18 protein-coding genes are annotated in these 13,672 nt (G+C 29.4%); 17 read left to right on the top strand and 1 reads right to left on the bottom strand.

Features of this window, described 5'->3' with window-relative positions; genetic code table 11:
* Positions 1-129 precede the first annotated feature (129 nt).
* The 10 genes from ABID96_RS10610 to ABID96_RS10655 all read left to right on the top strand — a co-directional run bounded on the left by ABID96_RS10610 (position 130) and on the right by ABID96_RS10655 (position 7,170).
* Complete coding sequence (locus ABID96_RS10610; protein ID WP_192601988.1) at positions 130-489, top strand: hypothetical protein; 360 nt, start codon at positions 130-132, stop codon at positions 487-489.
* A 122-nt stretch (positions 490-611) separates the two neighbouring features.
* Complete coding sequence (locus tag ABID96_RS10615) at positions 612-1,007, top strand: hypothetical protein (RefSeq protein WP_192601989.1); 396 nt, start codon at positions 612-614, stop codon at positions 1,005-1,007.
* Positions 1,008-1,181: 174 nt separating this feature from the next.
* Positions 1,182-1,313, top strand: coding sequence for a hypothetical protein (locus tag ABID96_RS10620; protein WP_377896851.1), 132 nt, complete (start codon positions 1,182-1,184; stop codon positions 1,311-1,313).
* A gap of 455 nt (positions 1,314-1,768) precedes the next feature.
* Complete coding sequence (locus ABID96_RS10625) at positions 1,769-2,509, top strand: class I SAM-dependent methyltransferase (protein WP_192601990.1); 741 nt, start codon at positions 1,769-1,771, stop codon at positions 2,507-2,509.
* Positions 2,510-2,545: 36 nt separating this feature from the next.
* A complete protein-coding gene (locus ABID96_RS10630; protein WP_192601991.1) occupies positions 2,546-2,869 on the top strand; it encodes a hypothetical protein in 324 nt (107 codons plus the stop codon).
* Positions 2,870-3,012: 143 nt separating this feature from the next.
* Entirely contained in the window at positions 3,013-3,708 is a 696-nt protein-coding gene (locus ABID96_RS10635; RefSeq protein WP_192601992.1) for a phosphopantothenoylcysteine decarboxylase domain-containing protein, read from the top strand.
* A 357-nt stretch (positions 3,709-4,065) separates the two neighbouring features.
* Complete coding sequence (locus tag ABID96_RS10640) at positions 4,066-4,626, top strand: AAA family ATPase (protein ID WP_192601993.1); 561 nt, start codon at positions 4,066-4,068, stop codon at positions 4,624-4,626.
* Positions 4,627-5,193: 567 nt separating this feature from the next.
* Positions 5,194-5,613 carry a hypothetical protein gene (locus tag ABID96_RS10645; RefSeq protein ID WP_377896852.1) on the top strand — a complete coding sequence of 140 codons (420 nt, stop codon included), beginning with the start codon at positions 5,194-5,196 and terminating at the stop codon, positions 5,611-5,613.
* A gap of 213 nt (positions 5,614-5,826) precedes the next feature.
* Complete coding sequence (locus ABID96_RS10650; protein ID WP_377896853.1) at positions 5,827-6,312, top strand: pentapeptide repeat-containing protein; 486 nt, start codon at positions 5,827-5,829, stop codon at positions 6,310-6,312.
* A 423-nt stretch (positions 6,313-6,735) separates the two neighbouring features.
* Positions 6,736-7,170: a GNAT family N-acetyltransferase gene (locus ABID96_RS10655; RefSeq protein WP_192604581.1), complete on the top strand. Its 435-nt coding sequence runs from the start codon at positions 6,736-6,738 to the stop codon at positions 7,168-7,170.
* Positions 7,171-7,453: 283 nt separating this feature from the next.
* Here the strand turns inward: ABID96_RS10655 and ABID96_RS10660 are convergent, their stop codons facing one another.
* Positions 7,454-7,723, bottom strand: coding sequence for a transglycosylase SLT domain-containing protein (locus tag ABID96_RS10660; protein WP_377897054.1), 270 nt, complete (start codon positions 7,721-7,723; stop codon positions 7,454-7,456).
* A 633-nt stretch (positions 7,724-8,356) separates the two neighbouring features.
* Between ABID96_RS10660 and ABID96_RS10665 the strand changes: the two genes are divergently transcribed.
* The 7 genes from ABID96_RS10665 to ABID96_RS10695 all read left to right on the top strand — a co-directional run bounded on the left by ABID96_RS10665 (position 8,357) and on the right by ABID96_RS10695 (position 13,581).
* On the top strand, positions 8,357-8,791 hold the full coding sequence (locus ABID96_RS10665; protein ID WP_192604582.1) for an SMI1/KNR4 family protein: 435 nt from the start codon (positions 8,357-8,359) through the stop codon (positions 8,789-8,791).
* On the top strand, positions 8,784-9,197 hold the full coding sequence (locus ABID96_RS10670; RefSeq protein WP_192604583.1) for a hypothetical protein: 414 nt from the start codon (positions 8,784-8,786) through the stop codon (positions 9,195-9,197). Before ABID96_RS10665 ends, ABID96_RS10670 begins: the two co-directional genes overlap by 8 nt.
* A gap of 586 nt (positions 9,198-9,783) precedes the next feature.
* On the top strand, positions 9,784-10,623 hold the full coding sequence (locus ABID96_RS10675) for a TetR family transcriptional regulator (protein WP_192604584.1): 840 nt from the start codon (positions 9,784-9,786) through the stop codon (positions 10,621-10,623).
* Between the two features lie 185 nt (positions 10,624-10,808).
* Positions 10,809-11,135: a hypothetical protein gene (locus ABID96_RS10680; RefSeq protein ID WP_192604585.1), complete on the top strand. Its 327-nt coding sequence runs from the start codon at positions 10,809-10,811 to the stop codon at positions 11,133-11,135.
* Positions 11,136-11,333: 198 nt separating this feature from the next.
* Positions 11,334-12,077 (top strand): DUF4184 family protein, encoded by a 744-nt coding sequence (locus ABID96_RS10685; protein ID WP_192604586.1) that lies wholly within the window; start codon positions 11,334-11,336, stop codon positions 12,075-12,077.
* Between the two features lie 572 nt (positions 12,078-12,649).
* Complete coding sequence (locus tag ABID96_RS10690) at positions 12,650-13,090, top strand: hypothetical protein (RefSeq protein WP_377896854.1); 441 nt, start codon at positions 12,650-12,652, stop codon at positions 13,088-13,090.
* A 68-nt stretch (positions 13,091-13,158) separates the two neighbouring features.
* Positions 13,159-13,581 (top strand): hypothetical protein, encoded by a 423-nt coding sequence (locus ABID96_RS10695; protein WP_192604578.1) that lies wholly within the window; start codon positions 13,159-13,161, stop codon positions 13,579-13,581.
* Positions 13,582-13,672 lie beyond the last annotated feature (91 nt).

Here is a 13,672-nt window from a genome sequence, read left to right on the forward strand (position 1 = left end):
TTGTACAACTAACTGGCGCGTTAGTTATATTAATACATCGATTTTACAGAGTTTCTATCCCAAAAATAGAAATTATATTAATTTAGACTACTTACTAGACGACTTGTTTTTAATTTGGGGGTAAATATTATGTCAGAAACATTAGAACTTAAAATAGAAAATATTATAAAAAGTTTCAAACATAGAGTTTCTACACTTCATGAGGAATATAAAAAGGAGCTACAATTTGAGATAGAAACGAACTTAAATATGGTAGATTTAACTGTATTAGGTTGGCAGGGAAATTATGACTTAGAGATATCTGCTTATTATGAAGTAAAAGAGTTTAACATAAACGAAGTTGAAGTGATAGAACATAAAATTGTAGAAAATATAATATTCAATAAATCTTCTGATTTAAAAATGATAAGGAATTTGGCTAAACAAGTTGCAATCATAATAAAAGAAAATCACGGATTCGAATGTGATATTGATGAATTTATTAATTAATTGAATTTACCTTAGAATATCCTATAACAGAAAAGCGTCTTCTACTAGGATCAATTAAACTAACTGGCGCTTTAGTTACTAAGCTTTAGAGCAGATAAATAATGGAAATGGTGGGGTTAAGATTGGATAAAAATTTCCATAAACAAAATTTAAGCGAATTTTTTGATTCTGGTGTAGGTTTAGATTTCTATATTAAATCAAGGTATTCTGGAAAGCATATAAAGTTTAGAGAAGAATTAAAGGGCTTTCTTTGCAAAAGTGAGGAATATTGGCAAAGATATAAAGCAAATGGCCCTAGAGAGAAGTTTGATTTACTTTTAGGCTTAGATCAATACGGTGATAAAGATTTTAACAGACAAGAGATTATGGAGTTAATAAACATTTGTAATGGTTTAACAGAAAAATACAATTCTGATACCGTAGATGACCAAAAAGTAAGATACTTTTCAATGAAGTTGAAGGAGTTATGTGAAGAAGCACTCCAAGGGAATAATATAGTAGAAGCCTTAGGAGATTAAGAAAATTTTATACCTTATTGAACTAACTGGCGCGTTAGTTCAATATCGAGAGTCACAAATGTGGCTCTTTAATTGTTTCAATACTTGGCAGAACTAACTGGCGCGTTAGTTGCATAAAAGTTTATATTTTATGATATGATTAACTTCTTATAACAACATAGATTGGTGAGAAGTATGGAGCAAATAGCAGTATTAATATTATTTTTAGGTGTTTTAAAACTAATTGACATTCAGCTGAAAAATCAAAAAACATTTGAGAAGATATCAGAACAATTACAGAAGATATCAGAACAATTGGAGAAATAATTGAACTAATGTCTGTTTTAGCTGATTAGCGTAAGGACTTTTACAGTCCTTTTTTTGTTTGGTAGTAAACAAAGAGGTGTTTTTATATAAATAACGAACTAATTTAATTACTAAGTAAAAGGAGATAATTATGTTGAAGTTTGTTGGTTTACTTTTTTTAGCCATCTTAATTTTTGCAGTTGGGATTATAACACCAATAAATGATTTAATTACAGTCCCGTTGTCACTGATAATTTTTACTGTATCAGTTTCTATGTTATTTAGAAAAAGAAATAGTAGTTATTAAACTAACTGGCGCGTTTGTTGAACAACGATAGGCTGCTACGGCAGTCTGTTTTTTTATTGGGGCCAACTGGCAGTTAAGTGGAATATAAGCACATAGAAAATTTCATTATTAAATGATAAGGTAATTACGAATTATCAATTTATATGTAAGGGTAAAAGGTGAAACAAGAATGGTTGATTACTACGGTGAACTATGTGCAAGAATGTATGAAAGAAATAAGTCAATTGCAGAAGGAAGGGAACTCGATTTTTTCCTTTCTTTTGTGAAAGACAAAAACATGAAGGTGCTTGAACCAATGTGTGGAAATGGACGAATGCTGATTCCATTCATGCAAGAAGGTATAGATATTGAGGGGTTTGATATTTCGGATGACATGCTGAAATTATGTAAAGAGAAATGTGCAAAATTAAATCTTAATCCGAATATTTTTAATGATAAAATTGAGGAATTCAAAAGCGATAAAAAATATGATTTAATTATGATTCCGTTCGGTTCATTTTCTCTACTACCAGATCACTTGGTAGACGAGAGTTTAGAAAACTTGAAATCGATGTTAAAGAATGATGGGAAATTACTTTTAACGATTATAACCAAAAAGAGTGAACCAGAAGACGTTCTTGATTGGGTTCAAACGAATTGTATACAGTTTAATAATGAATCTATCGTTGAATCTAAAAAAGTCCACTTTGATGAAGAAAATAAAATGTTACATACGAAGTTAAAATATGAATTGATGCATGAAAACATAGTTATTAAGACTGAAATAATGGATTTTCCAATGCGTCTTTATGAAAATGATGAATTTATAAATACACTTAAAAATAATGAGCTTCATAATGTTGTTATTCATGAAGTAGTAAATGGATATGGAACAGGAACTTCTTTTACCGTTTATGAGTGTACCATCTAATAGATATTCATATACAACTAATGAGGGAGAATGATATTGAAGATCGATGATAAAGAAGTATTTTCAATTAAGCAAATTAGCTTTTATTCTTTTATTTCATTTTTGAATTATTATTTTTTAATTGTGTTAATTGCTATTATATATGATGTAAGCGAACAATTAGATGGTGGTCCAGCATCAATGACAGCCGTAGCATTCGGGCCATTTTTAGCTATTATTCTAGCTATAATAACGTATTTTTTATTTTTAACATTTAAGAACAAAGGTAACTTAAAGTTATTAGAAATAGGGATACTAATTCACCTTATTTTAATCTTTGTAAATATAGCTATTATACTAATAAGTCTCTTGAGTAATTAGTTATATACTATTGTTGAACTAACGCATGCGTTAGTTCAACAACATGAGTTGCTTCGGCGACTCTTTTTTTATTTAAGAACTATGTTTCTATTAAGAATATAGATGATAAAATAAAAGAACAGATGATTAGGAAGGATGAAAAAATGGTAGGTAAAAATGTGTTAATTACTAGTGGTGGATGTATAGAAAAGTGGGATAAAGTCCGTGGTCATACAAACTTAGCTAAAGGAACTATAGGTAAGATTATAGCTGAAGAATTATTAGCAAAAGGGGCAAATGTTACATATTTACATGGTTACTTTACTGCAAAACCTTTAGTTAAAGACAATCAAAACCTTCATCTAGAAAGTTTTGAAGGTATTTTAGAACTTCAAGATAAGATGAAGAATATAATATTAAACCAAAAAATAGATGTTGTCATCATGGCAGCTGCTGGTTCAGATTGGATAGTAGATAAGATGGTAAATCAAGAAGGAGAAATATTATCTCAGGATGGAAAAATCTCAAGCGATAATCCACCGATTATCCATTTGAAGAAGGCTCCAAAAGTGTTAAAGCAAATTAAAAAGTGGGACCAAGATGTGCTTCTAGTTGGTTTTAAGCTTGAAAGTAACCTAGATAAAAATTCACTTATTGAAAGAGCAAAAATTAGAATGAAAACCTCTAATGCTAACTACATGATAGCTAATTCATCAGACTCACTATACTCAACGAAAGCAACACATTACATAATAAATAAGAATCATGATATAACCGAATGTTCTAGTAAAGTAGAAACAGCAAAAATCCTTGTACAATCTATTGTTCAAGCATTTGCTAAAGAAGAATCAGCAAATTAGGGCTCTTATAATTTACAAGAAGAAAATGTTATTAGTTTTGAATCTTTATTCAACTACCTGATTCGTTTGTTGAAAAACATGATCACAATTTGAAATTGCATTAAACAGTAATAAACACTATTAGGATAATAAGAATTATTTTATAGTGAAAAAAAGGATTTCATTAAAAAAAATAGAATAATACGTGAACAAGCCCTCCCCCAAGGCCCTTGTAAAACATCATTTTGTTTATTAGCGTGCATATGTTGAAAAATGCCAACCCATATAATAGGACTGGGGTTGGTGTTTTTTATACAATCATATTAAAAGTTGTATAGAGGTAAGTGATCAAGTAGTTTTTTGTTTAGGAGGTAAACTATGAAATTTGTACATGTTTTTGGACCACAAGCGGTTGGTAAAATGACAGTTGGTCAGGAGCTAGCTAAAATAACTGATTTGAAACTTTTTCATAACCATATGACGATTGACTTGGTTAGTCATTTTTTTGATTACAGTACAGAAGAAGGTAAAAGATTAGTAAATTTGTTTCGCCAGAAGATATTTGAAGAGGTTTCAATGAGTAATTTGTATGGAATGATTTTCACTTATGTCTGGATGTTTGATATGGAATCGGATTGGGAATATGTTAAACAACTATCTCAGCTTTTTGAGTCCAGGGGTGGCACTGTTTACTATGTAGAGTTAGAGGCTGACTTAGAGGAGAGACTTGAGCGAAATCGAACTCCAAATAGACTTGAACATAAGCCTAAAAAACGAGATATTGAATGGTCTGAAAATGACTTAAAACGAACAATGGAGAAACATAGATTAAATTCCTTAGAAGGTGAAATCAATTTCTCAAACTATATCAAGATTAACAATACAAACTTAAGTGCAGAAGAAGTAGCAAATATAGTTAAGGAAAAATTTCATTTATAAGTGCTGGAATTGAAGTGTTATTAACTTGGCAATTAATCAGTTTTAGGATATTTCTTATTGAACTAACTGGCGCGTTAGATGAAGATCATGAGTCACAGAAGTGGCTCATTTTTTATTAATTTCAAGGAATTTCCTATTTTCAATCGAATATATAAAATATAATTTACTAATATGTTGCGATTGGTGGTAAGGTCATGAATTTCTTTCGAATTTATGGAATTTGGTTATTTAAAAGTTCTAAGAAAGATTTAATTAATTTTTTGCTTTCACTATTTTTTATACCAATTCTATTGATAATTGAAACAAAGTTAATAAATAATAGGCTATATTTTACTGTAATAGTGATTCTTATAGCTTTGAATCTCTTTAGAATACTTGAAGATATCCTAAAAAAAATGTTTAAAGAAATTAATAAAGAAATTTCTCAACTTTATTTTTTCATTTTAGCAATGATTTCTGTCATTTCAGTATGTATTATTTATTTCTTATTCAACTAACTGGCGCTTTAGTTGAATTATGGTTGGTGCCTTTCCCCAATTCAGAGTATAAATATTTAGAGGTGAATGTATGGAAAACAAATTAAAAAAGCAATTAGAACTTCTTAAAAACTCTGTTTTGAGCGAAGATTTTGTTGATATCGCTTATGAAATTACAGAAGAGATTGAAGGATATGAGGAGGCAATTGATGCAGTCGATCCTATCCTGTTACTTATTGAGCAGAATCCTAATATCGATTTTGGTTCACCAGGTCCGTTGGTGCATTTTGTTGAACAATTTTTTGGAAAAGGCTATGAACAAAAGTTGGTTCAATCAATTCAGAGGTGCCCGACTTCACATACGGTTTGGATGCTAAATCGAATCATAAATGGTGTTGAGGGTGAGGGTAAGATTTACTACATAGATATTTTACAAAATGTCCTGAAGCATCCCAATGTCAGTAATGATTTGAGTTCTTTTACTAAAGATTTATTATCATTACACGTATAATTAATTCAACTAACTGGCGCTTTAGTTGAACAAAGATAGACTACTTCGGTGGTCTATTTTTTTGTTGTATTTAATGGCAGCATAATTGAAGAAGGATTATAGTCTCTACTAACCGAATAATTGATATAAAATATAACTCAATAAAGGGTTAGCTTTGATCTAAATAAATAGATTTAAAGGGTGATTTGTATAGAATTTCTATCAGAGGAAATATTGTTTGCATTAATTGACAAAGAACTTCCGATATTTGATAAAAAATTTAAAACAATAGATTTTCGAAATAATGGATTTTCAAATGAAGAAAGGATATTAAATAGAATTATATTTGAAAATTGTCGATTTGATTATCTTGATTTAGGATTTGTGACCTTCGAAAATAGCGTAACATTTAAGCATTGTGTGATTAAAAATGGATTTTTTCATTCAGTACATTTTAAAGGTGATTTAATTATTGAAAACTGTATTTTTGAAAAAGAAACAGATTTTAGATGTGGTGAGATCTATTCCTCGTTTACTTTATTAAAAACAACCTTTAATGAATATGTTAATTTTTTTGATACTTTTTTCAATGGAAAATCAGAAATAGTTGATTGTAAATTCAGACAAGGGACTAACCTTTTATCATGGAGGGGAGCATTTAAAGCTAACCCTACGATTATAGGTAACATTGGTAATTTAGATGTGGATTTAAATAAATAAATAAAGTTAAATCTTATTCAACTAACTGGCGCATTAGTTAAACAAGGGTGGACTACTTCGGTAGTCTATTTTTTGTGATAACGAGTAGGATCAGTTGAAGAAGGACTTAAAAAAAAAATGCAGAATTATACTAAAATAAAATATTATATTTTAGGGAGAGTTTTCATGTCAAATATTACTTGGTTCCTGTTAGGGGCGATAGTGTTGAGTGTAATTGATTATATGATGTTTCATTATGAAAGCAAAAGATGGAAATGGTTTAAAAAAAGAACTAGGATTCAAAAAGTTAGTTTTATATTTTACTGTTTTTATAGCATTACTCGTACTTAACTATGTAACTTCTTAATAAATCCATATTCAACTAACTGGCGCGTTAGTTCTATAAAATTAGCATATAGGAAAACTTAGAAAGGTTGGATTCCCATGTTAATAAGAGAGGCGAGACTAACTGATTCCAAAGAGATAGCCAGATTATCACTGCAGCATGGTTATGAAGTATCCGAAACGGAAGTTTTGAAACGAATGGAGAAATTACTATTAAATGATGATAATGCAATTTATGTAATTGAGGTAAATAGCAATGAAATTTCTAGTTGGATTCATATACACGGAAGACATTTAATCGGGGTAAATCCATTCGCAGAAATTGGTGGTTTAGTAGTTGATCAAAGTCATCGTAGAAACGGAAACGGTGAAAAGTTAATGCGTAAATGTGAAGATTGGGCAAGGAAAAAAGGTTATCAAGAGATGCGAGTAAGATCTGGTGGCCAGAGAAAAGAAGCACATGAATTTTATAAAAGTATCGGTTATAAGAATTCTAAATGGCAAGAAGTATTTACTTTAAGTCTCAAAGAGTAGTTCTTATTCCACTAACTGGCGCGTTAGTTGAAAATTCAGAAGTCGATGATGTTCGACTCCTGTTTAATTATTGGCAGTTTAGTTCAGTAACTACTGATTACAAATATGTTGATGCGTAAGTCTACATTATTGATACGCTGGGAAAATGTTAAGATAACTAATTTTAGTATTCAATAGAAATTTGAAGTTTTGTATTTACTTATCGAAGTAATAATAGACAAGGTGCAATTCAGATGAATTGCACCTTGTCTATTATTATTGAACTTAACTTTCGAGTATGATCTTAGAACCATGAATTTACGACTTTTAACGCTTTATTATACTTAGCGATATATGACGTAGCTTTTCCTGTTCGTTCATAACCACCAACACCTTTATTGTAAGCACTTAAAATGGCTTCTGTTAATTTTACGCCACGATATCCTTTTGCTTTATACTTCTTTTGTAAAGAAGAAAGCATATATGTACCCCATTTGATATTAATGTAAGGATCTGTTGGTTTGTTTGCAGTGTGTAGAGTTTTGGCCAGACTTTTATGGTTTACTTTTGCAATTTGGAAGTAACCGTAGCTTTCATTATTTCGAGCGTTTGCATGAAAATTACTTACTTTCTATTTTAATGATTGCAAGTGCCGATCGATATGATAACCCACGTTGTTTACACAGATTATATAAATACTCTTGGTGAGCTTTTGGTAATGGCACTTTCGAATTATATTTAAATGCTGTATTAGTATTTGCTGATACATGTAATGTAGAAAATGAAGTGAGACTTAAAATTAGTAAACATACTGTAAGGAACCCCTTTATGATAGTGGTAAAAGGGAAATTTATGTAGGTTCTGTTCATGATGGTTCCTTTCTATTCTGCTTTTATTTAACTTTTATTCAATTTATCACATTTAACTTTGATATGGATCAATAACATCATCTATTTATGGCTTTGTAATGAAAATATCATCTTGCAATATTTTTGTAATAAAACAAATAGAATTAATAGATTTTGACAAAATTAAGCTAAATGTTGGCAGAACACTATAAAATATATGAATGTATCTAGCAAAGATTTACGACGGGATAATTTATAGTTTTGATATGATATAGTAAGTTTTCTTTATTGAACAAACTGGCGCGTGTGTTGAAACCCCTAATAACATGTGAAAATAATTAAAAGGATGGAAGTTATAAATGAATGATGTGGTCGACTTAATTGATTCAAACAAACCTGGAGTTACGGATTTAGATATAAAGTCTGCAGAAGTACAATTAGCTGTTGTATTCCCTATTCAATACAAGGAACTTTTTAAACTAACTAATAATGCACAGATAGGTGAATGGAGACTGTTTCCTATTAAAGATCCAAAGAACTTAAAGAGAACCTGGGATGATATTGTAAGACAAAATCAAGAAGTAAGAGATGAAGGAATGGAAGATGAATTTATGTCCATAGGTGAAGATGGATCAGGAGATAAATTATGTCTTAAAGTAGTCAACGGGAAAATGGAAGATGAAATTTATCTATGGGATCACGAGACCACAGAGGTTGATAAAATTACTTCTAATTTAAAAGAATTTATTATAATTAATGCTGAAGATATAGATGAAGAATTTGATGATGAGTAACATCAATCTTCTTCAACTAACTGGCGCTTTAGTTAAAGAACATGATCCTAAAGGAGAAAAAAATTTGAAGAATAGACAAAAACTTCAACCTTTAAGAATATCAACTGGTTGGGAAGTAACATATAATACATTTTTAGAATTAGACCCTTCAAATATAAATAATGATGAAGAGTGGTTAATGAATTTTACTGAAAGTTTATTTCAAGCAATTCATAAGCGTAGGAATATATTAATTGATTTAGGCTGGTACCCTGAAGGTGATCCTAAAGGTAATTTTGGAATAGAACTAATAAAAAATTATGAATGGGGAAAACCTTTAGAATCATTTAGTTCGAAAGATAAAGATAAAGTTGTAGAAAAGCTCGAATTATTAATGTTGATGGTTGCAGAAGGAGATATTTGCTAGGATTCAGTTAGATTTGAAAAAACTAGTTTTTGAACTAACTGGCGCGTTAGTTGAACACCTTGAGTTACTAATGGTAACTCATTTTTTTTTTGAAATAATGTCTGTTCAGTTCAATAAGATTCAATGATAAAATTATAATAGAAGTTTTCTAAACTACATAGATTAGGCGGAAATAATAATGAAACTACCAATTTTCAAGTACAAAGCGATCATTCATATCATTTTTATTTTATTATTATTGTTGATGCTCTTTAAATATATTTCATTCAATATATTTAACATAATACTGCTAGTGTATTTAAACCTTTTAATTATAAATAGTAAGCAATGGAAAAAGAAATCAATAATTTATTTTAATGTTACCTTAATACTGTTTATATATTTTATGCAATATTATTAAACGGCTTGAAGTCATAGCGATAGAATATTTCTTATTCAACTAACTGGCGCGTTAGTTGTAGTACACGATCGACTTGTTTAGTCGATTTTTTTTATTGTGCAAATTAGCAGTTTAGTTGATTATATAGTTAGTGTATATTAATTTCGAATTTTACCAATAAAAATTAGTTGCATTGGAGGGATTTATTTGAATGAATTAATCTTAGATACTGTATTATTTTCAAAAGTGGCATCTAAACTAGAGACATACGAAATATTTGATGCAGATTGGAAAGACGAGTATGGACTAGTAGTGATTTTAAAAGAAAAAAAGAAGTTTATGCTCTTCTTTAATGATGAAATTTTTCTTTCACTAAACATTAAGATAGACTTTCCAATTGTAAGGTGGGTTGATAATAATACAATTATTATTGTCGATACTAGAGACGATTCTAATAAGGATAATGTTTTTATTTTAAACTTAGATGGTATAGTAATAGATTCTTTTAATTGTGGAGATGGAGTTGAAGATGTCGATGTAGGTGAGGAAGGTATTTGGATCAGTTACTTTGATGAAGGTGTCTTTGGAAATGGAATATCGACAGAGGGTTTAGTATTATTCAGTTTGAATGGTAAAATCATTTTTAGGTATCATTCAGACTTATTGAATAGGCCACCTATAGATGATTGTTATGCGATTACTAAAGGAAGGGGATCATCCATTTGGTTATTCCCATATTCTGAATTCCCTTTGATACAACTTTACCCTGAATCAAGAGAAATAAAAACTTATAAAGTCCCACCAAAATTACGAGGTTCTAATGCTATTTGTATTAGAGGTAAATATGCTTACTTTTATGGTAGGTATGATTCAAGCGGTGAGCTTTTTTGTTGGGAAATTGGAAAGAAAAAACTCGAAAAGATAGGGAATATTAATGGGATTATAAGAGGGATTAGTAATGGAGAAAGAAACCATTTCATTTCTATATCTGATGAAAATATAAAATTACATAGGATAATTATAGATGATGAATTCAATTTTTCTTAATACCTCACCTTGAAAACTGGCTATTAAATTAAAATATTGATTTGCATATAATGAGTTGCAATGGCAGCTCTTTTTCCTTTTGGAATTTATGTTTATTATTCTTATAGAAGTATAAGTTATCACTCGTTCAACTAACTGGCGCGTTAGTTGAATGGCTGTTTTACTGATTGATAGAGGGAGTATTTATGAATGAATTAAAGGTATATGAAGTAATAGTTGGTAAAAAGCACGAAGTTGTCTTATGCAAGAACAAAGAAATTGCTAGTTATTGGGTTAGAGATAAACTTGGTTTAAGTAAGGAACAGATGGCGATTATTAAAGTTTTGGAGATACCTAATGAAAAGAAGGTTACGATAAAGGATTACGGAGAAGCAACGATAAAGGAATTAATTGAGTTAACATATCAAGAGGATAGGTTTTCTAAGGTTCCTAGGATACTATGTTGGAAAAATCCGGATGATGACCTTTATGAATGTAGGCTCTCCAAATTTGAGTTACCTGAATCTGAATAATATTAAAAATTGGATAAATTGCTGTTCAACTAACTGGCGCGTTAGTTGAACAAAAGTAGGAGCCTATAATTGGCTCCTACTTTACTATTTAGAAGGTTAATTGATACAGAAAAGTATATAAAAAGATACAATATTTGAATATAATTTAAAGTAAAAACTGTTCTGAATGAACTAATACAAAAATAGGAGTTTATATCAATGCCTTTAACTTTTGCACATCCAGCAGCCGTATTGCCATTTTCAAGAAAAAGCAGATATATTAATTTTTCTGCAATGGTTTTAGGAAGTATGGCTCCAGATTTTGAATATTTTTTAAGAGGTCAACCGATTGGGGAAGTTGGGCATACCTTTACAGGGTTTATTTTTTATAATCTACCTTTAGTTTCATTAATTTACCTTATTTATCATTTATTTGTACATCAACCATTAATGAATCATTTACCGGTTTTCCTACAAGATAATTATTCAAATAGATTGGAATCTAAAAATACTTTAAAATTAGTGGTATTTATTTATTCTGCTATATTTGGCATGTTTACTCATATAGCCTGGGATTCTTTTACTCATATAAATGGGTATATGGTTTTGATGTTTCCGGCAGTATTTACTAACACTTATAACATCTATGGGTTTAACATACCTTTATATAAATTTTTACAGCATGGAAGTACACTATTTGGAATTATTTCAATTGTTTGTTATATGTATTTCAGGGCATTATTTCAGAGACAAAAAAATTCTACAATTTATACTAGGAATAAACTCATTTTTTGGTTAATCCTTATTCTTTTAACAATATTTTTTGTATTTCTCTGGTATCTAATCGACGATGTTTCGATTTTAAGTTATGGAATAGTTGTTGTTAGAATAATCGATTCCTCTTTAATTAGTTTATTATTAGTTTCATTATTCTTAAAGTATGTAAAAAGAAAGAATAATTAGATGAACCACAAAATATTGAAATAATTAGCTTATTAAATTAGGTCTTATTCAACTAACTGGCGCGTTAGTTCAACAAAAGTAAGTAATAACTACAGTTTAGAATGTAGAAATTTGATTAGTAATATTTGGGGTGTTTGAAAAATGTCATTATTAAAGAAATATGGAAATTGGGTTTCCAAAATTATTGCTAGAAGATATGATCTAGCTGAATTACTAGCTTTGGGAATTTTTTTTCCTTCGCTTTTCGTCGGAACTAAATTTCTTCTTCACAAGTATTCTTTCATGAATACTTTATTAGTTGTGTTTTTGGTCATAAATCTCTTTATATTATCATTAAACTTGTTGAGGAGAATTTTGGGTAAATTTAATATTAAAATACCAAAGTGGATGAGTGCTATTCCGGTTACTATTGTTATTATTTTTATTATTTTTGAAGATTTCATATAAAAGGATGTTTCCGTTGTTTCAAGAAATAAACTTGCTGTTGTTCAACTAACTGGCGCGTTTCTTGAATAACTGGCTGCCACAAATTAATAGTAAGTATAATTGTGGTATAAAGGGAGTTGGTATTGATGTCACAAAATATTGATTTTCAATATAAATATAAAAATGGTGATACCTGGGCCTCAGGCTTCATTAATATTGATAGCAATAAATTTGAATTCGTATGTTCCTATTTATTTGAAAATCCCTTAGAGGATTTACTAAATTGTGTTTATCAGTTAGTACCGAATCTATCCGCTTTTCCAAGGAAACAAATTGATTTTACAATGTTAGATGAACCACTTGAATACAGATGGGAATTCAAAATGATCGACGATAGGAACGTACATATTAGTATTTATTTAAAAAATTATGATTTGAAAACAAAAAAAGTATTTGAAGACAAATGCAAACTAAACAATTTAATTAGGGCTTTTGTTCAATGCATTAATAGTAATCTTGAATTAAAATCTAATGAAAATATTGAAAGACTTTATAGAGAATTTAACCTTCATCTGAAAAACCACTAAAATACATTCTTATGCAACTAACTGGCGCGTTAGTTACATATCACAAGTATCTATTAGAAGGTGGAAAGTTGAAAAGTATAGAACAAATCAATGTACTTAATTTGTTTCACGATGGCACTATTACTCAACTTATAGAACGTACTAAAACGATATCAATGGAAATCGAGATCGAGTATTTAGCAGAGTTAATTAATAAAAATTTTAAATCTATTATATGTGAGTTTATAAATTACGAGGAAATTAACTTCAAATTTTGGGAAGAGAATAATTTTACTGTAATTGATTCAGAGTTGCTGAAAAAGTATGAGTTGGAAATCATAGAAGCAGAAGAAATAGATAATAAAGTAGTTTTAAAGTGTTTAAGTAACTTAAATACTGGTGGTAACTTCTATATACAAACAGAAACCATAAAAATTTATGAACAAGAAAAGCAAGAAATTTCAATTAGTAAACTTGCAGAAGTAAGCCATCAATATTGGAACACTATATAAGAATTTATTCAACTAACTGGCGCGTTAGTTGAATTTAGAATTCGTATTTTTTATTATAATTCACCTAGAGTAGTTCAACAAAAGGAGTATT

Origin of the sequence: Gottfriedia sp. OAE603 (assembly GCF_040543965.1) — a bacterium.
Classification (GTDB): Bacteria; Bacillota; Bacilli; order Bacillales; family Bacillaceae_G; genus Gottfriedia; species Gottfriedia solisilvae.

Bases quoted from the DNA above. Each gene is read 5' to 3' on its own strand.
- ABID96_RS10635 (WP_192601992.1), top strand. From the start codon at position 3,013: ATGGTAGGTAAAAATGTGTTAATTACTAGTGGTGGATGTATAGAAAAG.
- ABID96_RS10640 (WP_192601993.1), top strand. From the start codon at position 4,066: ATGAAATTTGTACATGTTTTTGGACCACAAGCGGTTGGTAAAATGACA.
- ABID96_RS10645 (WP_377896852.1), top strand. From the start codon at position 5,194: ATGGAAAACAAATTAAAAAAGCAATTAGAACTTCTTAAAAACTCTGTT.
- ABID96_RS10680 (WP_192604585.1), top strand. From the start codon at position 10,809: ATGAATGAATTAAAGGTATATGAAGTAATAGTTGGTAAAAAGCACGAA.
- ABID96_RS10610 (WP_192601988.1), top strand. From the start codon at position 130: ATGTCAGAAACATTAGAACTTAAAATAGAAAATATTATAAAAAGTTTC.
- ABID96_RS10665 (WP_192604582.1), top strand. From the start codon at position 8,357: ATGAATGATGTGGTCGACTTAATTGATTCAAACAAACCTGGAGTTACG.
- ABID96_RS10625 (WP_192601990.1), top strand. From the start codon at position 1,769: ATGGTTGATTACTACGGTGAACTATGTGCAAGAATGTATGAAAGAAAT.
- ABID96_RS10655 (WP_192604581.1), top strand. From the start codon at position 6,736: ATGTTAATAAGAGAGGCGAGACTAACTGATTCCAAAGAGATAGCCAGA.
- ABID96_RS10670 (WP_192604583.1), top strand. From the start codon at position 8,784: ATGAGTAACATCAATCTTCTTCAACTAACTGGCGCTTTAGTTAAAGAA.
- ABID96_RS10620 (WP_377896851.1), top strand. From the start codon at position 1,182: ATGGAGCAAATAGCAGTATTAATATTATTTTTAGGTGTTTTAAAACTA.
- ABID96_RS10690 (WP_377896854.1), top strand. From the start codon at position 12,650: ATGTCACAAAATATTGATTTTCAATATAAATATAAAAATGGTGATACC.
- ABID96_RS10685 (WP_192604586.1), top strand. From the start codon at position 11,334: ATGCCTTTAACTTTTGCACATCCAGCAGCCGTATTGCCATTTTCAAGA.